Consider the following 26069-nt stretch of genomic DNA (forward strand, 5'->3'; position numbering starts at 1 on the left):
ACGGATTTATTAGGTGAATAGGAATTCTAATCTGTTTTTGATGGTCGTATTTATAACAGTTTAGATAAGGCTGCAAAGAATTACAGTTACCTTACTAAAGTGTAAGCAGTATATAGATATGCAATTACCATTAAATAATGGCGAAATAAAAAAGGACGGTAGCAACGATTTTTCAGATGCTGATATTAAGGCTAGATTGAAATAGCCTGGTTATCACTATACTCAATTGATTGATAATAGCAAAGTAAGCGGCAGGTGCTCCTCAAAAAGGCTTGCCGTTTTTGAGTATACCCAATCCCCAAGATGCTGATTGTAGATTCTCAGGTATATATAGCTAGTGATTTTTTGCGTACAGGTGCCACATCCATAAAATTTCTAATAATTTTAATTGACATTTATTAGGGATAGTTTTATATTATTAATCGAACGTTCAATCGATTAAAAGAGGGTGCCAAATATGCGGGAAAAAGATTTAGACAAAGAGAAGAGTATTATCGATGAAGTAAGTCGTATTATTCTAAAAGAGGGAATTGCGGATGTTTCGATGTCCAAAATTGCCAAAGCGAGTGGTATTTCTTCGTCAACTATTTACGTTTATTTTTCAGATAAAGAGGATCTTCTAAAACAGGTCTACCTTGCTAAAAAGCGACAGTTGGCAGCATTTTTAAGTCAAAATATCAATACCAAACCCAATAACTCAGTTAAGTTTGTCCAACAGTTTATGTATGCGTTATACGATTTCGGCATGCAATATTACGAAGCATTAATGATTATTGAACAATTCAATAATTCGCCCATTCTTGATAGCTTAAAAATCAAAAAGGAGGAATCCTATCAAGGTTTCGAGCAACTTTTTGAAGCAGTCAAACATACACCTGAATTTGTCATTTCTTCACCAGCAGTTATTTTAGGTTTTGTTTATGCACCAATTGTTTTGTTTGTTAAAGCCTTAAAAACACGTCAAATTGATAATAAGACAATTATGATCAATCAAGTGGTTGTGATGTGTATGAATGCACTATTGAAAAAATAAAATATCAGAACATGATATTTTTTTGTCTATAATTAAACGATTGTTCGATTAAAAAAGGAGAGCTATGATGACTACAATTAATGAGATGCACCAAATTTTTAACTTGCAAAAGACACAGTATGACCGTGCGCAACCAATGACCTATGAAGAGCGTGTGACTGTTTTAAATCAGATTGAGGCATTGATTCGGGATAATATTTCAGAATTAATCACGGCACTTCAAGCAGATTTTGGGCAGCGTGATCCGCTACAAATTGTAAGTGCTGATTTAACCGGACCACTAGCGACGATTGCATATATTAAGAAGCATCTTCGTAAATGGATACTACCAGCTAAGCAACGGTCGGGTTTGATGGCATTAACTGGAACTAAACAGTATGTTTATAATGAACCATTGGGTGTAGTTGGTATCATGTCGCCGTTTAATGCACCAATCGATCTTGCGCTAGATCCAGCGGTAGAAGCGATTGCAGCGGGGAATCGAGTGATGGTAAAGATCTCTGAGTATACCCCTAAGACAGCGGCACTGGTCCAGAAATTGTCACAACAGTATTTAAATGAAAAGAACTTTGCAGTAGTGACAGGAGAAGCTGATATTGCGGCTCAGTTTTCAGCACTGGATTGGGACAAACTAGTTTTTACAGGTGGCTCTGAAACTGGTAAGAAGGTATTATCGGCGGCGGCTCCTAATTTAACACCGGTTGTTTTAGAACTGGGTGGTAAAAATCCAGCCGTTGTTTTACCAGATGCTAACAAGCAAATGACAGCTGCCAAGATTGCGCGTAGTCGTTCTGGTAATAGTGGTCAGATTTGTTTGGACACCGATTATGTGTTACTTCCCACTGACCAGTTGGATGAATACGTGCGCTTAATCACTGCACAACTTGCGCAAGCATTTCCAACTTACATTAATAATTCTGAATATTCTGCCATTATCAACGATCGTTCTTACGATCGGATTTTGAGAATGCTTACTGAAGCTCGGCAACGGGGAACTAGGCTGATAACGATTAATCCAAATAATGAATTGGTTCCGGACGTGAAAAGACGGCTAATTCCATTAACGTTGGCGATTAATCCTGATCGAGATTTACAGATTGCCAGAAATGAAATTTTTGGACCTATTTTATCGATTTTTACGTATGATTCACTTGATGAAGCCATCGCTTTTATTAACTCTCATGAAAAGCCGTTAGCCATGTACTTATTTGGTAGGAGTTCAAGGCATTTGAATCAAATTATTTCGCAGACATCATCTGGTGGAGTAGATATTAATGAGTTATCCTTGCATGCGGGTTCGCATTCAATGGGTTTCGGTGGTGTGGGTTATTCTGGAATGGGACGCTATAAAGGCGGTAAGACGGGCTTTGAGACGTTTAGTAATCAAAAATCTGTGTATAAGCAAGGTGTTTTGGCAAAATATACTACGCGCTTAATGGTGCCGATCCATAATAAACGTAATGAAAAGCTGCTGAAGCGAATGTTGGGACTATGAAGTCGTGTTTAATCTAGGGCAATAACATGGTTAGGACTTTTCTTCGTGTCTATGACTAATTGATGTAAAATACTAGTATAAGTATGAACATTGATTAGGAGTTAATATGGATCTCTACAAAATAAATCAAAGTAAAAATAGTTTAAATAAGGTTAGGGTCTCAAGTTTTAATATTGAGCGTGAATTACAAGATTTGATTGAAAATAATTTAGAATTAGTTTTAGGGATTCAATTTATTGTCAGTGAATTTACAGTAGGTCATTATCGGTTGGATACAGTGGCGTATGATAGTGAGGTTCGAGCTTTCGTAATCATTGAATATAAACGAACGTCTAAGGATAGCGTAGTTGATCAGGGCACTGCCTATTTAAACACACTTTTGCAACATAAAGCCGATTTTACGTTAGCCTACAATGAAAAGCTTGGTGCACGGGCGCGAGTGGCTGACTTTGACTGGACACAAACACGGGTTGTTTTTATCGCTGGTAGTTATACTAATTATCAAAAAGATGCTATCGATAACCCCAATTTGCCAATTGAGTTATATGAGGCTAGGAAAACTGAGAATGGCTATTTGACTCTGCTTCAAATTATGAATAATAGTGAAAATAGTCGTTTTGCCAATAAGGTTAGTGCGTTATCGTCACAATCCAAAGTAATCTCGAAAGCAGCGGATGTTGATCAGGTAAGTGATTTGAAGCCCTATACTGAGGAAATGTTCCTAGATAAAGCTACTGCTAATATTTGTGACTTGTATGATGAGCTTAAAGCCGCCATTTTGCTGTGGGATTCAGAATTTGAAGTTAAACCGACCAAAGTTTACATCGGACTACGTATTAAACATCATAATGTGGTTGATTTGTTACCGCAAAAAAGCCAGTTAAAAATTTGGATTAACTTATCAAAAGGAGAACTAAACGATCCCAATAATTTATTGAGAGATGTTAGCAGTATCGGCCATTGGGGAAATGGAGATTATGAAGTAATTATAAAAGATGATACTCAGATTGAATATATTCTGAGCTTAATCAAACAGGCATGGGAAAAGTATCGTCACTAAAACTAAAAACGAATCGCAGGTGCATCTATATCACAACAATCAAAGAAATTACTGAAGCTATCAAGGCTGATCCCGATAACGCTGAATATACGGCGAAGGGGTGGGACCCATTATTTCATGTGTTACCGACAGCCACTATTTTAGTGATTAGTCAGGCGCCGGGACGTATTGCCCAAAATACCAAGACGTATTTCAATGATGCGAGCGGCGACCGACTTCGAGATTGGATGGGCGTGACGCGGGAGCAATTCTATCAAAGTGACCGCATTGCAGTTATGCCACTAGATTTCTACTATCCTGGTAAAGGCAAAAGCGGTGACTTGCCACCGCGCAAGGGCTTCATGGATAAATGGCATGAACCGCTGCTAGCAATGATGCCTAACGTTCAACTGACGTTACTTGTGGGCCAATATGCAATTAAGGCTTATTTAGGACGTTCACGGCAAAAGACGTTGACTGCAACGGTTCAAAATTATCAGGATTACTTGCCTGATTATTTCCCATTAGTGCATCCATCGCCCCTAAATTATGGCTGGCAAAAGAAGAATCCATGGTTCCAAGCGACCGTGGTGCCAGATCTTCAACGACGGGTACAGATTGCATTAAAATAAGGTCTATGACAGCCTTGTTAAGGCCAGTGTTCATAGCTTGTTGACTGTAACTTCAAGGGCCTAATTTGGTTAAAAACGTGGTAATACTGAGCATGAATGGCTCGGTATTACCACGTTTTTAGTTTACTGGTTTATGACGATGCGCTTAGCTAGCCAAGCTTTCTCACTTGAAAAAGATAGTACTATCTTTTATAATGATATTTATTCTCTTTGTTCATCACTATTTAAAATATAGGAGCTAAAAATTCATGGAAACAATTAAAGCGATTCACACCCGGCATTCAGTCCGGGCTTTTAAAGACGACCCTATTGAGCCACAGTTATTAACAATGATTGTTACGGATACCCCCTCGTGGGGCAATTCACAACCATGGCAAGTCTATATTGCAACGGGGCACGCACTAACTAATATTAAACAACACTATGCTACTGCCGCTGAGCAAGGGATTGCGGAAGACGCTGATCTCGCCAAAGTACACCGGGGTGATTTTTCGGCGTTTGCTAGCCAAAATATGGGGCACTGGGTCGGAACTTTTCGGCCCGTGATCGACTCAGACCCGACCACTTATTGGGATAGTCGTGCTAATCTTTATCGCGCACCGGCGATTGCCTATCTCGTACTCGACGCTAACCCTAATAGTTGGTCAATCTATGATTTAGGAGCTTTTTCGCAGACGTTAATGTTGGCCGCAACTGCTCGCGGAGTACAGTCAGTACCATCTTATGAATTGGTTAAATATCCGGCCATTGTACGAAATGCACTCGGGATGCCTGCGAATAAAGTAGTGGCGATGGGGATTGCTTTAGGCTATGAGAAGCCTGAAAAACCGTTAAATCAATTTCGAACTGACCGAGTTGCTACGCCGCAAGTTTTGCATATTATCAACTAATTTAGACTCACTTTTGCAGCAGAAAACCAGCTGTTTACCAGCAGACACTATTGCCAACCGACACCGTTTCATCTAAGATGGAGGGTAACTTGAACCTGATAGGGGAGGCTGGGCAATGCCGACTAAACAACGAACGTACAAAATTAAGTCCTATGTCAACGCTAGCCATGCGGTGCGGTGGGCAACTGGCTCCGGAAAAAAGCACACGCACACGTGGGAAATTGTTTGTGAATTGCACACGGTTGATGCGATGGTCGCTTTTTACGATATTGAAAAAAACTTGCATCAAGCGTTGGATGAATTGTCAGGTAAATTTTTGAACGACTTACCTGAATTTAAAACTGTTAATCCAACTGTTGAAAATGTCACGGAGTATTTATTTACCAAGATTGATAAGACATTGCGAGACAACGGGGCGCAACTGCTGCGAATTGAAGTTAGTGATTCGCCAACACGCGCTTATTGTATTAGTGTCACCGAATAAGATTAATGAAAGGGGCCACCAAGAACGGCAGTTGCAGCTGTTCTTGGTGGCCCTGATTTTTATTTAATTATCGTTTTGGACGGACAACTGCTAAAAAGTCAGCTAAAGCCTGCGGGTTGGTCAATTGTCGATTACACTGATTGCTGTCACGACAAATGTAATTGCCGTTACGCGTGTAAGGTCCGAGACCAGATGACTTGGTTGTCGACATAAAGAGTGCGACGTTGCCAATTGTTTGGCAAATGGCACAGACGCCCTTGACTGTTTGTGGTGCTAAATCTCCCTGGATACCAATGAGACGATCATGATCCGGGATTACTAAATACTTTTTCTGGTTACCACCATCATTCCAACCTAGGTAAGTCAATTCGTGTAATGCTAATTGTGACCATACAGGCTGCTTCAACTTTTTGACCTTGCGAAACAACTTGCTTAGTTGCTTTGTCGTCAAGGATGGAAACGGAATAATTAGCGGAATTAGCGTTTCAAGTAGTTGAGGGGCCTTGGCACGGGTTAGCCGGTCCGTTTGCAAATGGGACAAGAAATTAGCGGTGATTGGATTGTCACTAGGAAGCAGTGGCGTAATCCGCTCGATAGCTTGTGCCCGTACGACGGCTCTAATTTGAAGATCGTTTACGGCGAGCTCGGCGCTAATTAACTGATTGACTTGCTGAGTAATATAACTGTATTGATAGGTGGTAATTGTCGGTTGCATAATATAATTCCTTTCAGATTCAAACCAGACACTTCTCTGAAAGGTTCTGTCGAAAAGTGTCGCTAACGAGCAGCACTTTTGCGTACAGATAATGATGCCATCATCATTAATCATCTCCTTATTGTGGCCGATTATAGCCACAGCGATAAACAGTATAACGGATACTGCTGATTTTGGCAATAGATGGTGTCTGTTTTGATAGGCACCTTGCATAACTTATATTTGGAAATCAAATACCGTAAGTCCTAAAATGTTTCACGTGAAACTTTCGCCATGGGACACTAAAACATCACGCAACTCGTGAGTTACGTGATGTTCTCAAATACATATTCGCTTTGAATTGTGCTTAATTCGTGACTGAATCTTTGACTTGTTTCAGCGCATTTTGGACCGCTTCTTTAATAGCTCGGCTAGATGCAGAGGCACCTGAAACGGCGTCAACGCTAGTGGAGTTGGCTGCCACAATTTCTTGTGGAATTTGATCGATAGCGGTTAAACCAACATCTTCACTTTCATGGTGTTGAATAACATCGACTGCTTGAATTTTATGGTCGTTGTAAGTCACACGCACAATAACTTTGCCACCTAGCCCGGCATTGGAACTGCCGAGATATTGATCAGCGGCCAGTTTAACATTAGATGCTGTTTCGCCATCAACAAGGTCATTAATTCCGTTGGCTTCGTTGGCGGTGACAGATTCACTATCTACCTTTGGACGAGCAGCGTTTTCACCGGCTAACTTACCAAAGATCAAACATTCGGCTAAATTACCACCACCTTGATAGCAGTTTGCAACGATACCGCCTAATTCACCAGCGCCGAACAAGCGTGGAATAGGTTCGTCATTGACGTTGAGAATTTGGGCATTTTCATTGCGTTGTGGCCCCCCTTGCGTGTTGAGGACGTCATTGGCCGCAGCAATGGCATAGTAAGGGCCATCGTCCAGTTGACGCATCGTTTGCGGATCACGACCAAATTCAAAATCACGTCCCACTTCTGTGTAGTGATTAAAGTCAGTTACCGTCTGTTGTAGATTATTAGCAGGAACTCCCAATTTGGCGGCCAATTGTGCAATCGTTGGCGCGGAAACGAGCTTGGTCATGAATTTCGGATACGGTAACTGACCAGCCTGACTTTCTTCTTGTTTGAAGGCATCGTACTGGGTTTGATCAAAAATTAAGTAGGGGTGCTGATTATTCATTGGGATTAGCCAAGAGCCATGTGTGTAAACGTGTCCGTGACGGTGCTTAGCGTCTTCTTGGAAGTAGCGTGTCCCGTCATCAGCGATAACGAAAATACTACCGTTTTTTAATAAAGGCCAGTGTTCAATTTGACGGCCCCGTTCATTGGCGTCTTCTTTGAAGGTGATTCCAGGTAAGATACCGTGAGATTCATAATTGGTCATGTGCCACATTTTGGCATCAACTTCTTGAGCCATTTTGATACCATCACCGCGGTTATAGAGCGTCCCAAGTGGTGTCAGATGATCACTGTGCAAGTAGGTTTGCTTTAACTCAGGATTGTTTTCAAAACCACCCATAGCTAAAACGACGCCATTATTAGCATGGATATTAAGCAGTCGCTCGCCCCGTTTGATTTGGACCCCTTGGATCACTTTAGTATTAGGATCTTGGATCAAATGTTGTGCCCGTGAGTCCAACCAAACGTCAATATTGTCAGCTCGTTCAAGGACTTTTTGCCGGAGTAGTTTCCATAATGCAGCGTCTTTATCACGCTTGTGAACGAGGGCAAAGTCAATCGTATCACTTCCGGCTAGTTCTGGGTATTCCGCCATGGTTTTCTTGATGGCAACGGCATCACCGGGTTTAATATCATGTTTCCAACTAACGGCTTTAATCCCCAGATATTTTTCAAAATATGCTGGAATTTTACTCATGCCGCTTAAATAGGCGTTGAGTGTCTTAGTAGGGGTACTGAATGGCGCGCCCAGTGCTTGATAATAAGCGGTTAGTTTATCTAAGCTTTCACCCGTAACGACGTGTTGGGCGGAGTAGCGGGTGTTGCCACCTTCACGGCCAAATGGTGCCGCATCAACTACTAGTACGTGGGCACCATTATCAGCAGCAAAACGAGCCGCTGAAGCACCGGCACCACCAAAGCCTAAAACGATGACGTCGTAGTTACCGTGCCAGTTCACATTGAGCGCGGGCGTGCCGTTGAGTGCCTTAACGTATTTTTCAAAGTTATCGAAGCACCGTTCCAAGAACTTGATAGAAGGGGCATCGGTCATTTGACCATTCTGATCAAAGGCTTTAGCAGCGTAGCTTAACATGTATTCATTGCCAGGGAGTACCTGAGCATCAACTCCGGGCGCATTGAGAATATTGCGTAAGTCACCTTGAGCACGACACGTCCCCTGTACGCCAAGGGAAGTACCAACTAACATGACCGGTTTATTAGCAAAGGGGTGGAGCTGGTAAGAAAGCCATTCAATAACGTTCTTGAGTGCGGCCGGAATGGCATGATCGTATTCGGGTACCCCGATGATCACCCCATCGGCCTGGCTAATTTTATCATTTAAGGCTTGAACGGTCGCCGGGATATGATTTTGAGTTGGTTCATTAAAAAGGGGAATCCCTGTAATTTCATTAACGTCAATGGTAGCCCGTTGACTAAAATGATGCTTCATAAATTGTAATAATTCACGGTTGTAAGACTGTTGTGCCGCCGTACCAATCAAGGCAATATATTTCATAATTAACATTCCTTTATTAGTTTTTAGTTGGATAAGTATACGAATTGTTTACGCTTTCAATATAAATAGTTACCTAGAAAAAACAACCGTTAATTTTAACGAAGCCAACAGAATGCTATTGTGACAAGGATAACAAGCTGTGATTAATTTGACGGGTTGTCGAAACTTTAGTGAGAATTAAGCAAGTGGCAAACTTTATTTTAGCTTTTTATAAATTCTATTTATAAAAGTGTCCGATAAAAGGCACTAGTCGCTATGATAATTTCAGGTATTTTTAATCGCAAACAGGTCCCTGTAGGCTGTATATAACGGGTTTTATTGCGACACCTCAAGCAACTACAACTAAATTTAAATTGACAGACTTATAAATTAAGTTATGGTGATATTGAAAAACGGCAAACAACCGTTAATGGCAAGATATGTGAAAATCTTAACAATTATATGAAGATTAGGAGGAAGTGCAGATGTTGAGTGAAATAAAATGGAAGGGCTTTCTGTTACCGCTAATTTTGGGAATTGGGTTATGGCTAGTTACGCCACTACGACCAGTAGCAATTAGTATTATGGCGTGGCACTTATTTGCAATTTTTGTGGCAACGATTATTGCTTGTATTACCAAGCCATTACCGATGATGGCCGTCACGCTGATTGGGATTGTTGTCGCGACGTTAACGGGTGTTTTTACGATGGACGAAGTCGCTACTGGTTTTGGTAATTCGACGGCGTGGATGGTTGCCATGTGCATGTTCATGGCTGCTGGTTTTATTAAATCAGGACTTGGCAAGCGGATCGCCTATCTGTTTGTCAGTTTATTTGGCAAGCGCACGCTGAGCTTAGCATACGCCTTATCCTTTGTTGATGCCGTATTGGCGATTGGTATTCCTAGCAATAATGCGCGGGTCAACGGGATTATGTATCCCATTATTGATAATCTTTCTCGTGAAATGGGATCTGATCCGAAACAGGGCACACAGCGAAAATTAGGCTCATTTCTAGTTTTTAATGAATATGAAGTTAATAATATTACATCAGGCTTGTTTTTGACCGGTTTAGCTGGCAACATGGTGGCTATTGGTTTAGCTAAGATGCAGGGAATCACGGTAACTTGGATGCAATGGTTTATGGCTGCTTGTGTCCCAGGTATTTTATCGCTACTAATTATTCCATGGGTACTATATAAAGTCTATCCCCCTGAGGTGAAACAAACGCCAGACGCGCACCGCTGGGCAACGACGCGTTTGGCCGCACTTGGAAAAATGACAGCTAGTGAAAAAATTATGTCAATTACCTTTATTTTAGCGATTGTTTTATGGTTGATCGGGACTAAAATTGGCATCGATGCGACCGAAGTAAGTTTTATCGCAGTTGTTATTTTGCTGATTACGGGCGTGTTAACGACTAACGATTTGCTCAATGAACATTTTGCTTGGAATATTTTAGTCTGGTTATCGATCATGATGATGATGTCTAAGAAGCTAATGACACTAGGCTTTTTCCCATGGTTTTCCAAAACGTTAGGTCATTTACTGAATGGTATGAACTGGATTAGCGTGCTCATTATCCTGTTTTTAGCTTATTTTTACTTACATTACATGTTTCCGAGTGTTTCAACACAGATTTCGGCGTTATATGCTGGCTTTTTATCCATCGCCATTGGTGCCGGTGTTCCCCATGTTTTAGCGGCGTTACTATTGGCATTTGCTGGTTCAATCAACTTGTCAACGACGCCGTACTCGGCCGGGCCCGCGGCATTATTGTCAAGTACAGGCTATGTGACTAGTGCGGAGTGGTGGCGATTGAGTGCAATTATTGGGGTTATTTTTAACGTCATCTGGTTAGGTGGGGGCTTGCTGTGGACCAAGTTATTAGGCTTTTGGTAAGACTAACTGAGCAATATAGATGCGGTAAGTCGTGATTGATCCTGACCACGATTTGCCGCATCTTTCGTGTTAAAATTAGGTATTAAATAGATTGAATGGGGGCGTTGACGTGAATGAACGCGATTTAAAGTACTTCTGTTCATTAGTTGAGACGGGAAATTACACGGCCACGGCGACCAAGTTTCACGTCACACAACCGGCTATTTCTGCAGCTTTACGACGATTGGAAGAAGAATACCAAGCAGTATTACTAACGCAGGCCAACCATCGGGCCCAACTAGTAACGACGGCAGCGGGGCGGACCTTGTATATTAAGTCTAAGCAACTCTTAAAAGACGTTGCGCAGATGGCACTGGAAGTTCATCACGCTAATGAGCAGCAAGTTCGGCTCGGATTTTCCAATGTTGCGGGTGGTATTTGGCTTCCCCGGGTGATAAAAAAATTTATCTCAGTTGATTTATTAGACCAGGTCACAACGACCGTTGCTGATTCAGAACAATTGTTAGTTGACTTGCGGCAAGGCAAGTTAGACGCAGCGGTTTTTTCAACTTTGGTCCCAGAACGTGCCACGGATTTACGGGTGAGCATCTTAGAGGAACATCAGATGCAGGTCTTGGCCAATGTCAATAGTCCATTAAGTCACTTAAAAACGATTCGAGCAACTGACTTACAAGGAGTGCCTATCATCGCTCGTCCTAAACACGCATTACCACGGTTAGCATTAGAACAATATTGTCAGCGCGGCCACATACAGCCTAAAATCGTCTACGAGGCAGCTACCAACGCGTTAGTCGAAGGTCTAGTTGCTCAAAACGTTGGTGTTGGGGTGGTCATTGCGGATTCCGTAGTGCTAAGTGATCAGGTTGTAGGGATTCCACTAGCTGCCCAAGAGCAATTACACTGTTACATGCAACTGGCGGTGCGGAAGTCCTTTTTGCCTAACGCTAATCAGCAGCGGTGCATTGACGTCCTACGTCAAATTAGACGGGCTAATTAGGTCTTCAGCACTAATCCAAAAATAGCGCTCGCATTGACTTTTTCAGTCAACGCGAGCGCCGTCAAATCATTATTGAGCTAACATTTTTTGAGCGAATTCCTTAACGAGTTCAATCTGCTCATCTTTGAGCTTGCCGCCAGTACTGCCGATGATTTTCATTCCTTTGCCACCCATGACTTGGTGGAAGTGGCCGATGACGGGAATGCCCTTTTCGGTGGCAATCTTTGTCAGGGCTTTGTCTGAAACCATTTCTGGTCCGCCAGAAGTTGTGAATAGGGCGATTTGTTTGATCTTAGTCGGATCAAGGTTCTTCATAAAAGCAGATGCGGTTTTGTCGGGTTTCATAAAATAAGTACCGCCGCCAAAAAAGAGTGTGTCAGCTTGTTCGACAGGTGTATCGATGGATTGTGCTGGAACACCTGCCACGCTAGCGATTTGTTCGGCAAATGCTTGTGTATTGCCATTGCGAGTTTGATAACGAATTGCTACTGTCATGGAAAAGACCTCCGATAAATTAGTTGAAATAAGACCGTTCTCGCGATGAGTAACTGCTCAGGGGGACTGGTTATAAGTTTAGAATAATATTGTAATATCAATTCTAGTATAAATCGTTTTGAAATCGATTACAAAAATATAGTGAGCGCATTCTTGAGGGTTAAGGCTAGCTTATTCGATTGCTGGAATAGTCACAGCAATCTATCGCGGTTACGCGCATGACGATGTTGTATCTTAATGGTTATTAGCGGAGCAAGCGGGATTCTTGCGGGCATAATATTGGTGATGATACGCGATTAGTGTCGTTATCGTCAGTAATTTAGGAGGACGGCGAAATGCCAAAAATATATTTTTTATGTACGGGCAATGCCTGTCGCAGTCAGATGGCAGAAGGCTTTGCACAGCAATTATTAGGACCAAACTGGCAAGTTGCTAGTGCTGGGGTGGAGACACATGGCCTGAACCCACTAGCTGTTCAAGTAATGAGCGAGGTGGGTATTGATATCAGTGACCAGGTTTCTAAATTAATCGACCTGACCTATCTTAATCAGTGTGCAGTCGTGGTGACGTTGTGTGGTGATGCACGGGATCGCTGCCCCGTCACTCCGGCAACGGTGACCAGGCTACACTGGCCATTGCCTGATCCGGCTCGCACGACTGGCAGTGTTAGTGACCAATTGCTAGTATTTCGACAGGTCCGAGATCAGATCAAAGCACGAGTGATTGATCTGGCACGGACCTTGAATGTTTCGGCAACGTAGCCGTGCACAATGAACGGTTGCAGTATTAAGAAAATAAATCCAATTATAATGATGCGCATGTAAGCTAAGAAGGGCTGGCATGCGTTTTTATGAGCTAATTAAAGTTGGAACCACACTTTAGTTAGTTATAATTGTGAACCAACACACATGTATAAAAGCTACAGTTTAATCGTCGTAAGACTAGTACTTTTATCCATTACTCAAACAAATTTAGTGGGTTAATATGAAAGCGTAGTCAAGATAAATGACCGGTCATCAGGTTAATATTTACTGATAAGTTAATAAAATCACAATTTCATCGAGGAGGACGCAAAACATCATGAAAGATTTTAAAGATAAAGTTATGTTTATCACGGGTGCGGCCCACGGATTTGGTCAAGTTATTGCTGAAGGCGCCGCGGATCGGGGTATGAAGCTCACGATTGTTGATATCGACGAACCAGCTTTGAAGAAAACGTACCAACATATTCTCGACAAGGGTGCCAAGGTGTTGATGGTTACCGCTGACGTTACAAAGGAAGCTAGTGTCGACGATGCGGTTGAGCAGGCCATGGAAAAGTTTGGGCGGATCGACCTACTGATTAATAATGCCGGGATCGCGCTACCTGGCCGAATTTGGGAATTGCCGACTCGTGATTGGGAATGGATCATGCATATCAACTTAATGAGTCAAGTTTATGCGATGAAGCGCGTTATCCCAATTATGATTCAACAGAAGACCCATGCGGATATTCTTAACGTGGCTTCGATTGCCGGCTTAGTTGATACGCCCGGAATGCCTTCTTATCATGCTAGCAAGTTCGCTTCTGTTGGGATGACTGAAGCGACCGCCTATGACTTACAACGGGCTAATATTGATATCGACATGCACGTGATGTGCCCTGGCTTTGTTCAGACGGATCTCTATCACACTGAAAATCACCGGCCAGCGCAATACAGCGACCCAACGGACCCGTATTATCAAAGTGAAGCGTACTTAAAGGGACAACAATTTGCGAAGTATGTCATTACCAACGGGAAACCAATTGATACGATTGCCGATACCGTCTTTAAAGCCTTAGAGGATAACCGTTTCTACATTTTGACCCATCCAGAATATAATCCACTGATTGAAGACCGAGTTAAACGGATCGTGACGGATGGCGCACCAGACGTGCACATCATGGACGGTATCATGTAAGCTAATCACGCAAACAAAGGAGTGTTTTACCATGGCAAGTTTTATTGCAAGTGATCAGGATGTTAAGAACTTTTTGACAGCACCAAGCATGAATGACCAGGAAGGTATTGGGTTTGCTTATGCCACTGACGAAGCGGTGCTTAAGGCTTTAATTCCAGCACCATTAAAATTAATGGCACCGGTGGTTTGCGGTTATGTCGTTCATATGGGAAAACCGACTTTTAGTGCCCCATACCTTGAAGAAAGCCTATTTGCGTTAGTTAGCTACAAGGATAAAATGATGGGCGCTTACCCGATTAACCTCTTACTCCACGGTCCCGGGGCGGAGAGTGGTGTGATTGCAGGTCGGGAAGGTGCTGGGATTCCTAAGAAATTAGCGGATGACATCGAATTGCGCCGGAATGACAACAGTGCGACAGCCACGGTCGAACGCCATGGCAAGACATTACTGAACGTTTCGTGGACGGCCGGTGAACTGAATGATCCGTCAATTATGAAACAATTTGCGGGGCAGCTCGCGTTAGGTAAGGAAGCCGAAATGAATAGTTTCTTCTATAAATATGACATTGATCAACATGAAGATGGGACGAACCATTTCAGTAATGTCCAATTAGTTGCGACTCAATTACGGTCCTTAGCTGATCAAGTTGAACCTGGGAACCTAAGTATTCAGTTGGAGTCAACCGATGATGATCCATTTGGCGAATTGAAGGTCTTGAAGCCACTCGGTGCCGCTTGGTTTCACTTCGACACGTCAGTTATGTTTAACACACTGAAGTTGGACGAAGTTGATGCTGCGACAACAATGCCAAAGCTCTTAACGGGTCGGTATGACCGGAGTTTCTTCAATCCCAAGGCAGCGACTTACATTATTTAGGCCGATTACGAAAGCGAGGAATAGCTGATGTCAGAAGCAGTAAAAAATTTGGTGAACAATGATTTAGCAGACGTGATGTTTAACCGCCATTCAGTTCGGCAGTTTGACCCGAACGTTAAAATTGGACGTGATGAGTTACAAAAGATGATTGCGGAAGCAGCCACCGCGCCATCGGCATGTAATTTACAGTCATGGCACTTTGTCGTCGTGGATACCCCCGAGGCAAAGGCTAAGTTCAAACAAGCCGTGATGAAATTCAACTACCCACAGGTCGACAGTGCATCGGCCATCGTCTTTATTGCCGGTGACACCCAGTCGCATTATGTTTATCGCGATGTCTGGAACAAAGTTTATGAGGATGGGAATATTACGAAGGAACGCTTGGATCAGATTCTGGGAACCTTCTTACCATTATATGAAAATGCCACACCAGATTTCTTGAAATTCGATGCGACGATTGATTGTTCCGTTGTCGGGATGCAGTTGCTGCTAGTGGCACGGGCTCATGGGTATGATGCCAATGCGTTCTCCGGAATTGACTTTGAAAAGATGATTCCGACGCTGGGTCTTGATCCTAAACGATACGTGCCAGTAATGGGGATCGCAATCGGGAAAGCAGCGCAAGAACCGCTCCATACGACTCGGTACGATGCCAAAACACAGACTGATTTCTTAGCCTAATAGGTTTATGAAAAGAGCGGGATTCCCGCTCTTTTTTGTCCGAATACGGGCCTAAGAAAGCTGAGGGCCTTTCGAGTGGGGTGGTGGGTTGTCAGTAGGCCTCTTTACAAAAGCGCTTACATTATTTATGATGAAGGCGACAAGCGTGAATAAGGAGGTTACTTGAGTATGCAATTAAAGCCGTTATTGCGGCAGTTAGCCACAACGTTTGAGGTGACTGTCGATCCAACATTTACACATAATCCCGAAGTTACTCACGTCCAATTTGTTGATCCGACGGAAGTGTTAGCAAGCCACCGGTTATATTTGTCCCCCGACTCGGGTCAGCTAGTTCAACTTGCTTATAGTTGGCACGGCCATCGTCAGTCGGTCGGACTAGTAAATCTGGGAACCGGTCTGACTACGATCATTGCGGCACAAAATCAGTTATTGAAATTATTAATGACGCTTGGTCAGTGCTTACACCACGATGTTCAAATTCAAGCAGCCATCAATCAGCTCGCTATCCAAGCAATCACGGCGGATTTTGATACCACACTGGCCCAAGCAGTACACTTATTAGAGAATCCGCTGGCGATTATTGATCTGAACGGGGAGATTCTGACACGGTCGCATACGACGCAACTCAATGGGACTAGTATTCACGCTGCAGTTGAGACGAATCGAGTCGGACGCTGGCTGTTAGACCACGGATTTGCACCGGATACGCCGGATTTTTTAACGCAAGTCTATGTGGCGGAAGATCAGTTGTCGGCGGGGCCCATGCTAATTACGCCGTTAGCAAATGGCACCGAGCCGATCGGTTATTTGGTGATGCCAGCACTCAATAAACCACTGAATGATCGACAAGCACTACTGATCAATTCGATTGGTCAGGTTATCGCTGGCTCGTTAGTTAAAAATCAGATTATGCCAACAGCTGAATCGCAACGGGACCGGTTATTAAACTTATTATTGACGGAACATCAAGGGGGAACGTTTGCTGATCAGTTTGCTGAACAACACGTGCAATTACCGACAGCCATGGTGTTAATCCGCTGCGAACCACTAGCTGATCAAGCACCGATGATTTTACAGCAGCGACTACAGTACTTGATGATGCCACGATTCAAACAAGTGTTGGTTTCGACTTATCAGCAACAATGTGTGGCACTGATCCCAATTAGTCTGGTCGCATATAATCAGAATCAATTTAAACTAACGTTGCAGCAAATTACGAAGCAAGCGGATTGCCGCTTGATCGTGTCTCAGCACTACGTTAATCCGGAAGATACCTTTGCCGCGTATACAGTTTGTGAACGAACGGCGCAACTGAAGACTGGCCGTGGTCGGGTGATTTTTTGTGAAGACCAATTCTATAATCTTGCGTTGGCACGAGTTAATCATCTTGAGATCTTACCGTTCTTTATTAATCCAGCCCTACGTTTGTTGTTAGCCTATGATCAGCAAAACCATACAGAACTGGTACCAACATTAGATGTCTACTTACGGGCGACTTGTAATTTGACCCGCACGGCTAAGCAATTATACGTTCATCCAAATACACTGCGTAATCGACTGCACCATATCACAACACTGACCGGATGCGATTTACGGGATGCGGAAACGTGCTTTAAATTGGCTGCTAGTTTTAAATTACGGCAATTTTTAACCCAGCATCAGTACCAGTATCGACCGGATATTCCAATTCCGACCCAAGATTAAGCGGGGCATAAAAGCGTGCAACCGTTTGTGGAAAAATGGTTGGAACAGTCATTATTAGTAAATCCGTAAATTCAGGATGGACGGCAGTAATGGGGCCGCCATTGCGATTTGATCGGCGGGCAGGCGTGTGATTGGCAACAATCGTCATTAAAATCGCTATGCAACCGGTTGCATTGAAACTGAAAGCGTTTTATAATGTTAAGTGAACATTAACGGTGTGCTTCAAAACAAGACGGGTAGCCGTCACTCTTGGCGCATCTATTGATGATTGCGCAGTTGTCCGGTACCCAGCAATCAATTGTGCTGGTAATTAACGAGGAGGAACCATTAATGAGTAAATTTGCAGATATTAAAGGGTTTGTATTTGATTTAGATGGCGTGATTGCGGATACGTCCGTTTATCACTCACAAGCTTGGCATCAATTAGCTGACGAGTTGGGCGTTGCCTGGAGTGAAGAACTTGCCGATAATTTAAAGGGTGTTAGTCGAATGGACTCGTTGAACTTGATCTTAAAAACGGGTGGTAAGGAAAACGACTATACGGAAGCTGAAAAAGTGGCTTACGCAGCCAAGAAAAATACTAATTATCTGAACCTGTTGAAGGGAATGGATAAAACTGCAATTTTACCTGGTATCGAAGACTTCTTAGCCGATCTCGCCAAGCATGGGTATCGTTTATCTTTGGCCTCAGCTTCTAAGAATTCACCATTGGTTCTGGAACAGTTAGGCTTGGCGCATTACTTTGAAGCCCGGGTGGATCCCGCAACCTTGAAACACGGTAAGCCAGATCCAGAGATCTTCGAACGTGGCGCGGAAGTGCTTGGCTTGAAGCCTGAAGAATGTGCGGGCGTTGAAGATGCTAAGGTCGGTATTCAGTCAATTAATGGTGCTGGTGAAACGTCGATTGGGATTGGTGATCCTGCCATTTTGACGGGTGCGGATGTTAACTTCACTTCAACGAGCGAATTAACCTTAGCTAATCTAAAAGCCGCGTTAGCCTAAGTTTAAATAATACGAAAAGCTTACGTCACAAAATCAACTAGATTTGTGATGCAAGCTTTTTTGAGTTACTGCTTTTCTGAAAGTCTTAATGGGCCACTGGCAAGGTGGCAATATCGGGAGGTAGTAATTGGACGTGCGGGGTGCGACTAAGGGCGTATTCTAACGGAACGGTCTGTTTTTCTAATAAATGATCAGTTAAGTTAACTTGCTGAATCACTCCCGGATTTTCGTACAGTTCTAGTGCGTACGTTTGATGATTCAAGTCCATGTAGCTACGGTACTCAGTATAGGTTGCTTGGCCGTTGGCGGCTACTTTGGCGCCCTTGGGAATAGTCACAGCATTCAAGATGTGTTGAAGTAAGTTGACTGTATCTGTTGTTGTCGCTGGCACTTGCGCATAGTGTTTCAAGAAGACGGTCCGTGCAAAGCGAGACATCGAAGTATAGTCACCAGGTAGACCTAATGCGCCCGTACCAGGTCCCTGTGAACCAGGTTGGTAGTTAATGAATTTATTTAGTGGCCGCTCGGTGTTAGTCAGGGTGCCATACTTACTTAAGTTTTGTAGCTGCCATTTGAGGTTCGGTGAATTGGTCAGGACGCCGACTGGGTTATTAATCAGGCGAAGCTCGCCACTAGTTGGTTCCAAGACGGCGGTTTCACCGGTTTGGTCACTAATGATAAAGTGAAGTGGTGGAATTTCGTTAATTAATTCTGCCGTGCTACTAATCAATTGAACGTCTTTGACGCGCTCACGTAAGTCAGCAACACTAGTGATTTTTCCGAGTACCCAGGCGACGAAATCGTGGGGTGCGAGATCGATTTTGTCTTGGTTACTGTGAGGCTGGTAAATTGCATGATTCGGAAAGTAGAGTGCTGCGATGCTGACACCACATTCGTTAACGCCGTCCGTGAAAATTTCATGGTTCAGTTGGCGACCCGCGCCAATAAAGCCATAAGTCGTGGTGAAATCACCAAGGTCACCCGTCACGCGGTAATGTCGAGGCATGAACATAATACGGGTCTCAAAGTCAACGTTAAAATCCATTGTACGAGCTAAGAAGTGGCCTCCATGACTATTTGTATAAGTTAGACTAGTGCACATACAAATCGCTCCTTTATTAGATGATATCGGTAACTTATCATATGATTGCGGATAGCGGCGAAAATTGTGACGCTTAAATTAACGAATGGTAATCAAGTTTACTTTTGAGGGGGTAGTTCAATTAACAAGCTGGGGAAACTCATCATGAGGCTAATGTTTCACGTGAAACATTATGCTTTTAAAATGACAAAATCGCTATCATAAATGATGTTAGTAGCCTAAAATAAGGGGGAAAGCTACTAACATAATGAACGATCTAAGACGGAGGAAGAAATGAATAAAGAGCGTAAGTCGGTGATGCCACTATCACAACGACATCATATGACAATTCCATGGAAGGACTTTATCCGTAATGAAGATGTTCCCGCTAAGCATGCTAGCTTACAAGAGCGAACATCAATTGTTGGTCGAGTTGGCATTTTAATGTTGTCGTGTGGGACGGGAGCGTGGCGGGTTCGTGATGCGATGAATAAGATTGCTCGCAGCCTGAATTTAACGTGCTCGGCAGATATCGGGTTGATTTCGATTCAGTACACGTGTTTTCATCATGAACGTAGTTATACGCAAGTATTATCGATACCAAATACTGGTGTAAATACGGATAAACTAAATATTCTTGAACAGTTTGTCAAAGACTTTGATGCGAAATATGCACGGTTAACGGTGGCACAAGTGCATGCAGCAATTGATGAAGTTCAGACGCGTCCTAAACAGTATTCGCCACTGGTTCTTGGGTTGGCAGCTGGCTTAGCCTGTAGTGGATTTATCTTCTTACTTGGTGGGGGTATTCCCGAGATGATTTGTTCCTTTTTGGGCGCGGGTCTTGGTAACTATGTTCGGGCGCTGATGGGTAAACGGTCGATGACGACGGTTGCCGGGATTGCGGTCAGCGTTGCGGTGGCGTGTTTGGCTTATATGGTTAGTTTTAAGATTTTTGAATATAATTTCCAAATTCTTGCCCAGCATGAGGCGGGGTATATTGGTGCCATGTTATTCGTGATTCCGGGTTTTCCGTTCATTACGAGTATGTTGGATATCTCTAAGTTGGATATGCGCTCAGGACTGGAGCGCTTAGCTTACGCGATTATGGTTACCCTGATTGCAACTCTCGTCGGATGGCTAGTCGCGACACTGGTGAGCTTCAAGCCAGCTGATTTCTTACCGCTAGGACTTTCACCGTTAGCGGTACTTTTATTACGATTACCAGCTAGTTTTTGCGGCGTTTACGGGTTCTCAATAATGTTTAATAGTTCGCAAAAGATGGCCATTACCGCGGGATTTATTGGGGCCATTGCGAATACATTGCGCCTTGAACTAGTTGACTTGACAGCAATGCCACCGGCCGCGGCCGCCTTTTGTGGGGCGCTCGTTGCCGGCTTGATCGCATCGGTGGTTAATCGTTATAACGGCTATCCCCGGATTTCATTGACGGTACCTTCAATCGTAATTATGGTTCCGGGATTATATATTTATCGTGCAATTTATAGTATTGGCAATAATCAAATTGGTGTCGGTTCACTATGGCTGACGAAGGCCGTGTTAATCATCATGTTTTTACCGCTCGGGCTATTTGTAGCGCGTGCGTTGTTGGATCACGAATGGCGACACTTTGATTAATTGAGTCTATCAAGTTAGCGGTTAAAAAGTCATTTAGTCACCAGCTCAGTTAGGTCTGGTGACTAAATGACTTTTTAAATGGCCTTTGACTGAAAATTTAACGGTGACAGTTTACAATTAAGTTATCAATCTAGCAGGGGGCTTGGTCATGGAAGGGATTACTAATTTACGGTCACTAGGTGGTTATCGCAATAAAAATCAGCAAGTAATCAAAGATGGTTTAATTTACCGGTCAGGACAATTGGATCAATTAACACCGGCACAGACGCAGTATCTAGCAACCACGCTTGGCATTACGCGAATCGTGGACATGCGTAGTGCTGATGAGCGTCATCAATTTCCAGATGCGACATGGCCACACGTCCAGTATCACGTGCTGGATGTGCTAGCACAAGTCATGACGAACGACGCAAGTTTACAATCGATGATTAGTAGTACGGGGGCGGTCCATGACCGCATGGTTCAGTTATATGAACAGCTAGCGTTAGATCCTACTGCCCGTCAAAGTTATTGTCAATTTATACAGCTACTACTGGTTCCAGATCAGCCACTACTGTTCCATTGTTTTGCCGGTAAGGATCGCACCGGCGTCGGGGCCGCCTTATTTCTAAAAATTTTGGGTATTAGTGACGAGCAAATCATGGCTGACTATCTGCTCACAAATCAAGCACGTGCAGCTGCTAATCAACAAATCTTGGCGACGATGGCGTCGCAATTATCTGATGAGCAACAACGGGCCGTGAACCAGGCATTATTAGTAGACGCTGATTACCTGAGCCATTACTTTGAAGTTATCAAAGCCCGGTACGACACATTTTCAAATTACTTGCAGACGGGTCTAGGGCTGACCTCAGCGGAATGTCAACAGTTACGCGAATTATATTTGACTAAATAGTCAATAATATAAAGGCGCAAAAAATCACACCAATACTCACTTAAGGACTAACCTGGGTATTGGTGTGATTACTTATTCATGGGTGTTTGCGTTGTCCGCTGACAATAGTCGGTCAATCATCTGATTGCCAGCCTGTAAATCGGCGCGTTGATAATGTTGGGCACGAATACGCATTGGATCACCACCATGATAGTATTCGTACATCAATTGGCGCTGACCAAAGCCAGAACTTGTTAAATCGAAGGCTAAGTTCAACAAGCGCGTGCGGGTTTTAGCGGTGGCTCGGTCCGTCGTGAGTGCCTGGTTGAGGATTGTCGCATTATCGCCGTCAAATTCCGCAAAACTTGGCACGCCAACTATGGAACCGGCCGCTAAGTGTTGAGTCACGCGCAAGGCCTCGTCATAGTATTCGGGAAGGGTCGAGCGAACCGCTTGCAAAGCTTGGAGACTGGGCGTATAGATACCGAATTCGTCCAGATGACCGTTGTCTTCTGAACGGGTGATGGTACCCTTGATGAGTTCCAGATTAGCGGTTAACCGACCGAGTTTTTCTTGGACACCTAAGAAACCATCTAATCCTAAGATATGAGCAATCCGAAGCGCTAAACTGGTTGCTAACTCAAGCTTAGTAATACCTCGAACCTCATCTTGATGGGAAGTGTGGCTAAACATGCCTGAATCGATGAAGAAACGATTACTCATTTCAACATTATTTTCAACAAATACTTTTGACCACGGAATAAAGGCGTGATCAAAGACAATGTAGGCGTCAATCTCATCAAGGGCGTTGCTGAGTGGGTAATCCGTAATGGAAGCGGTGGGATGATCTAATAATTTGCGACAAATGATCTTGACGCCCGGATTATTGAGTGGCGTAGCAAAGGCGACAGCATAACTACTATCGCCGTTTTCTAACAACAGTTCCGGCGGATTAAAAATCAGGAGGTCATCAGCAATTGGGGCCATCGTATTGACCATTTTGGCACCAGAAACGAAGATTCCATCTTGATTACGTTCAATGGTATGAACACCCGCGTATCCAGACGGAATGGCATTGATGGCTTTTTGACGGTTGAGTTGTGGGTTTTGAAGCGCATGGCTAATGAAGATATCGTTAGCTTTGACCTCCTTAGCGTAATTGCGGGCATTAGCTGCAAAATCAGTATATTGATTTTGCCCGAGGAAGGCAGCGCGTTCTGCTAAGACGGCCATCCCAGTATTAAGAAAATCCGGTGTGCGGCCTAACATGCCGCTGTTACTTTGCGCAATTTCTTGATAAGCACGGTGCTTTTGTTGTAAATCAGCGACGGTGCGTGGCACTTTGAAAGCAATATCGTAGCGGTGACCATTTTCCTGATAAGTATGTACTTCGGGATGGTTGTGTTGCAGGTCATAGTACTGATTATTGAGTGCTAAAGTTTTACGAAAAATGGGCACATCGGCGACATTGACGCGGTGACCATTTAGATAGACCGCGCGCCCGTCATTGAGTTGTTCGATAGTATGCATGTGTCGTTCCCCCTAATGAAAGTTCTATTCCAATATACCACTAATGGAAGCGAATTCACCAGTGCCGATTGGAACGCTATTTTTAGTGAACGGGATAAACGACGTGGAAGCGTTCCAGAACCATTTGTGCAGTATGGGGATCAAAGCGCTGATGCTCGCTTTGGTACTCCTGCTTGAAGAAGGCATCATGAACACGGCGCCAATAGGCATAAGTACGATCGCCTTCACCTTCTAAGTAAGCGTGGGTTGCATCGATGTCCAAGTAAGGCGTAATCATGACTTGATCGGTCCGGGTCACACAGACAGGCTGATTATGAGCATCTAAGATGACGTCATAAGCGCCCACTTTTGGCAGTGGTTCATCAGTTTCGTATAGGTCATAAGCGCTGGTGGTAGCCGCTTTTGTGCCAGTTAGTACGAGCTGTGCAAGTTTATCAGGATCGCTGCCAAACTGATAAGCACTTTGTAATGGGGTACTTTGTGTCAATTTGAGCGTCGTTTTAGCTTGTTCGAAAAAAGATTGGACGTCCATTATTATCACCTCTAAATTATGATCGGTTTTAAGTTTAACATAAGCGCCCATGGCTCAAGTAATTAGCGTGGTATAATGACTCTATCTTGGGTAATTGCAGGCGATACCCAGACCAAACATTGCCGTTGTGGAAAGGACTAATCATGCGAATTAATGTGTTGCAACATACCCCCAATGAGGGCCCTGGAATGATTGCTGATTGGGCGCATGCCCATGGTCATACCATGTATGTCTATCACCCGTATCAATTCGGTGTTCTCCCAACGGCGGATGAGACGGAGATGCTTGTTATCCTCGGCGGACCGATGAGTCCCAACGATACGCTGCCATGGATCAAGCAGGAACGAGACTTGATTCAACAATTATTGGACCGCGATATCCCAATGTTTGGTGCGTGTTACGGCGCGCAACAAATTGCGAAGACCTTAGGATACCCAGTCACTAAGGCGCCAGCTAAGGAAGTAGGTTGGGCACCGATTTACCGACAGAGTCCCGTGATTCCGGGGATTCCAGCAAAACTGTCGGTCTTGCATTGGCACGAGGAGATGTTCACTGTTCCAGCAGAAGCAACGCTGTTGTTCTCTAGTGATCGTGTGACCAATCAGGGCTTCGTATGGAAGCATCGGGTAGTGGGGTTACAATTTCACTTTGAGCCGGCTGCGGACAATGTTCGTGAGATGGTCGTTAATGATTATCGGTATGTTGCGGGGTCGGTCCTAAACCAAACAGCAGCAGAAATTTTACAAACGCCGGTACCACGAGAGAATCAACAAGTTCTGAATGCAATTTTGAATTATATTACGGCTGAATAAAGCAGTTAAGAAGAGAATAATCAGGTTAGTAAAAATGTCGGTAGCCCTTGACGGGGCTACCGACATTTTGTTCAGAAAACCAAACGTTAATAGAAATCTTGAATTTGCTGCAGTTCTTGCAGATAGGCAGTTTTTAACGCTTCCGGATAAATAATTCTAACGTTGCGGCCAAGTCCCAGTAAATAGTCGACCATATAGGCTAATTCATCTTGATTATAACCACCAATGAGATAATCTTGGTCGTTCTGATGTGTTAAGTGCATATTAGGATAATTATTCTTTTGTACATGTTCACGGCCTAGAGGTGTTAGTGCACATTTATAACGTATATTGTGATGATGGTGATCGTAGGACCGTTGCCGTTGCGCGAGCTGTTTCCAAGTATACCGAGCTGGTTGCTCACTGGTTTGAAATGCTTTGATCGTATCACAGCGATAGATGCCCCAAGCATTGTTATCGAGATTGACGCCACTGAAAAACCAAATGCCATGCCGATATAATAAATCAAAAATCTGAAACCCAGCTGTCACAGTAGTCATCGTTAACTGGACAACATTTTCATCAAGGATAGCCGTTAATAAATCACTTAAATGGGTTGGGGCATCCAAGTTAGGAATTGAGTAGTAGTTAACCACACGTTGCAATTTGGCGACCTGGCGCTGGTTGCTTAAAGATAGTGTTGCCATGAGTTTTTTGTAAATTGTATGGTAGGACTTTTCAAAGGGGGTCGCCGACAATAAACTGAGTGCTTTGAGCGCAAAAAAGAGCGCATTAATTTCCTGGCTGTTTAATAAGATGGGTACCCATAGTTGTTGTTGCATGATTTGGTAGCCACCGTAACGTCCCGGTTCAACGTAAATGGACAAACCAAGTTGTTCTAACGAGTTAACGTCGCGCAAGGCGGTCCGTTTGGAGATATTGAATTCTTGCATGAGTTCTTTGATGTGGAATTCTTGTCGGTAACTGAGAAAGATCAATTCTTGATTAAGACGTTCAGAGCGGTTCATATAAATAACTCCTA

The 26069-nt window shown here is 43.6% G+C and carries 24 protein-coding genes; 17 read left to right on the forward strand and 7 right to left on the reverse strand.

Annotated elements, in window-relative coordinates:
• The first annotated feature begins 457 nt into the window (after window positions 1-457).
• The 6 genes from ACOV1R_RS01885 (at window position 458) to ACOV1R_RS01910 (ending at window position 5573) form a co-directional block, all read left to right on the forward strand.
• On the forward strand, window positions 458-1033 hold the full coding sequence (locus ACOV1R_RS01885; RefSeq protein ID WP_128485150.1) for a TetR/AcrR family transcriptional regulator: 576 nt from the start codon (window positions 458-460) through the stop codon (window positions 1031-1033).
• 67 nt (window positions 1034-1100) lie between these two features.
• Window positions 1101-2528, forward strand: a complete 1428-nt coding sequence (locus ACOV1R_RS01890) for a coniferyl aldehyde dehydrogenase (protein ID WP_003646173.1) — start codon at window positions 1101-1103, stop codon at window positions 2526-2528.
• Window positions 2529-2634: 106 nt separating this feature from the next.
• Window positions 2635-3588, forward strand: coding sequence for a DUF5655 domain-containing protein (locus ACOV1R_RS01895; RefSeq protein ID WP_003646172.1), 954 nt, complete (start codon window positions 2635-2637; stop codon window positions 3586-3588).
• Entirely contained in the window at window positions 3567-4199 is a 633-nt protein-coding gene (locus ACOV1R_RS01900) for a uracil-DNA glycosylase family protein (RefSeq protein ID WP_003646171.1), read from the forward strand. Before ACOV1R_RS01895 ends, ACOV1R_RS01900 begins: the two co-directional genes overlap by 22 nt.
• Window positions 4200-4447: 248 nt before the next feature.
• Entirely contained in the window at window positions 4448-5089 is a 642-nt protein-coding gene (locus ACOV1R_RS01905) for a nitroreductase (protein ID WP_015379609.1), read from the forward strand.
• Window positions 5090-5204: 115 nt separating this feature from the next.
• Complete coding sequence (locus tag ACOV1R_RS01910) at window positions 5205-5573, forward strand: 6-carboxytetrahydropterin synthase (RefSeq protein ID WP_003646169.1); 369 nt, start codon at window positions 5205-5207, stop codon at window positions 5571-5573.
• 67 nt (window positions 5574-5640) lie between these two features.
• On the opposite strand, the gene ACOV1R_RS01915 is transcribed toward ACOV1R_RS01910, so the two are convergent.
• Together ACOV1R_RS01915 and ACOV1R_RS01920 are read right to left on the reverse strand one after the other, a co-directional pair.
• The gene (locus ACOV1R_RS01915; RefSeq protein WP_003646168.1) at window positions 5641-6288 is read right to left on the reverse strand and encodes a FusB/FusC family EF-G-binding protein; all 648 of its coding nucleotides are present in this window, start codon (window positions 6286-6288) and stop codon (window positions 5641-5643) included.
• A 346-nt stretch (window positions 6289-6634) separates the two neighbouring features.
• Window positions 6635-9004: an FAD-binding protein gene (locus tag ACOV1R_RS01920; RefSeq protein WP_003646167.1), complete on the reverse strand. Its 2370-nt coding sequence runs from the start codon at window positions 9002-9004 to the stop codon at window positions 6635-6637.
• Between the two features lie 464 nt (window positions 9005-9468).
• Here ACOV1R_RS01920 and ACOV1R_RS01925 point away from each other — a divergent pair, with 464 nt between their 5' ends.
• Window positions 9469-10884, forward strand: a complete 1416-nt coding sequence (locus ACOV1R_RS01925; protein WP_015379612.1) for a DASS family sodium-coupled anion symporter — start codon at window positions 9469-9471, stop codon at window positions 10882-10884.
• A 109-nt stretch (window positions 10885-10993) separates the two neighbouring features.
• Window positions 10994-11881 (forward strand): LysR family transcriptional regulator, encoded by an 888-nt coding sequence (locus ACOV1R_RS01930; RefSeq protein ID WP_003643641.1) that lies wholly within the window; start codon window positions 10994-10996, stop codon window positions 11879-11881.
• A gap of 69 nt (window positions 11882-11950) precedes the next feature.
• Here the strand turns inward: ACOV1R_RS01930 and ACOV1R_RS01935 are convergent, their stop codons facing one another.
• Window positions 11951-12376 carry a flavodoxin family protein gene (locus ACOV1R_RS01935; protein WP_003641671.1) on the reverse strand — a complete coding sequence of 142 codons (426 nt, stop codon included), beginning with the start codon at window positions 12374-12376 and terminating at the stop codon, window positions 11951-11953.
• 335 nt (window positions 12377-12711) lie between these two features.
• Here ACOV1R_RS01935 and arsC point away from each other — a divergent pair, with 335 nt between their 5' ends.
• The 6 genes from arsC to pgmB all read left to right on the forward strand — a co-directional run bounded on the left by arsC (window position 12712) and on the right by pgmB (window position 18581).
• Entirely contained in the window at window positions 12712-13137 is a 426-nt protein-coding gene (gene arsC / locus ACOV1R_RS01940; RefSeq protein WP_003641672.1) for an arsenate reductase (thioredoxin), read from the forward strand.
• Window positions 13138-13456: 319 nt separating this feature from the next.
• Complete coding sequence (locus ACOV1R_RS01945; RefSeq protein WP_021357209.1) at window positions 13457-14317, forward strand: SDR family NAD(P)-dependent oxidoreductase; 861 nt, start codon at window positions 13457-13459, stop codon at window positions 14315-14317.
• Window positions 14318-14348: 31 nt separating this feature from the next.
• Complete coding sequence (locus ACOV1R_RS01950) at window positions 14349-15194, forward strand: acetoacetate decarboxylase family protein (RefSeq protein ID WP_003641674.1); 846 nt, start codon at window positions 14349-14351, stop codon at window positions 15192-15194.
• Between the two features lie 27 nt (window positions 15195-15221).
• Window positions 15222-15875, forward strand: coding sequence for a nitroreductase family protein (locus ACOV1R_RS01955; RefSeq protein WP_003641675.1), 654 nt, complete (start codon window positions 15222-15224; stop codon window positions 15873-15875).
• A 168-nt stretch (window positions 15876-16043) separates the two neighbouring features.
• Complete coding sequence (locus tag ACOV1R_RS01960; RefSeq protein WP_003641676.1) at window positions 16044-17579, forward strand: PucR family transcriptional regulator; 1536 nt, start codon at window positions 16044-16046, stop codon at window positions 17577-17579.
• Window positions 17580-17909: 330 nt separating this feature from the next.
• On the forward strand, window positions 17910-18581 hold the full coding sequence (gene pgmB, locus ACOV1R_RS01965) for a beta-phosphoglucomutase (protein ID WP_003646163.1): 672 nt from the start codon (window positions 17910-17912) through the stop codon (window positions 18579-18581).
• Between the two features lie 85 nt (window positions 18582-18666).
• On the opposite strand, the gene ACOV1R_RS01970 is transcribed toward pgmB, so the two are convergent.
• Window positions 18667-19683: a choloylglycine hydrolase family protein gene (locus ACOV1R_RS01970; RefSeq protein ID WP_021357210.1), complete on the reverse strand. Its 1017-nt coding sequence runs from the start codon at window positions 19681-19683 to the stop codon at window positions 18667-18669.
• 273 nt (window positions 19684-19956) lie between these two features.
• On the opposite strand from ACOV1R_RS01970, the gene ACOV1R_RS01975 reads away from it, so the two are divergent.
• Window positions 19957-21300, forward strand: a complete 1344-nt coding sequence (locus tag ACOV1R_RS01975; protein ID WP_003641680.1) for a threonine/serine ThrE exporter family protein — start codon at window positions 19957-19959, stop codon at window positions 21298-21300.
• A gap of 148 nt (window positions 21301-21448) precedes the next feature.
• Window positions 21449-22195, forward strand: coding sequence for a tyrosine-protein phosphatase (locus ACOV1R_RS01980; RefSeq protein WP_003646161.1), 747 nt, complete (start codon window positions 21449-21451; stop codon window positions 22193-22195).
• A 72-nt stretch (window positions 22196-22267) separates the two neighbouring features.
• Here ACOV1R_RS01980 and ACOV1R_RS01985 read toward each other — a convergent pair whose 3' ends face one another.
• Both ACOV1R_RS01985 and ACOV1R_RS01990 read right to left on the reverse strand, forming a co-directional pair.
• On the reverse strand, window positions 22268-23704 hold the full coding sequence (locus ACOV1R_RS01985; RefSeq protein ID WP_015379616.1) for a 4-hydroxyphenylacetate 3-hydroxylase N-terminal domain-containing protein: 1437 nt from the start codon (window positions 23702-23704) through the stop codon (window positions 22268-22270).
• Window positions 23705-23786: 82 nt separating this feature from the next.
• A complete protein-coding gene (locus tag ACOV1R_RS01990) occupies window positions 23787-24236 on the reverse strand; it encodes an ASCH domain-containing protein (protein ID WP_015379617.1) in 450 nt (149 codons plus the stop codon).
• Between the two features lie 143 nt (window positions 24237-24379).
• Here ACOV1R_RS01990 and ACOV1R_RS01995 point away from each other — a divergent pair, with 143 nt between their 5' ends.
• Window positions 24380-25048: a type 1 glutamine amidotransferase gene (locus ACOV1R_RS01995; protein WP_015379618.1), complete on the forward strand. Its 669-nt coding sequence runs from the start codon at window positions 24380-24382 to the stop codon at window positions 25046-25048.
• Between the two features lie 86 nt (window positions 25049-25134).
• Here the strand turns inward: ACOV1R_RS01995 and ACOV1R_RS02000 are convergent, their stop codons facing one another.
• Window positions 25135-26055 carry a helix-turn-helix transcriptional regulator gene (locus ACOV1R_RS02000; protein WP_003641685.1) on the reverse strand — a complete coding sequence of 307 codons (921 nt, stop codon included), beginning with the start codon at window positions 26053-26055 and terminating at the stop codon, window positions 25135-25137.
• Window positions 26056-26069 lie beyond the last annotated feature (14 nt).

The sequence above is a fragment of the Lactiplantibacillus sp. YT640 genome (assembly GCF_049745435.1).
GTDB classification, from domain to species: domain Bacteria; phylum Bacillota; class Bacilli; order Lactobacillales; family Lactobacillaceae; genus Lactiplantibacillus; species Lactiplantibacillus plantarum.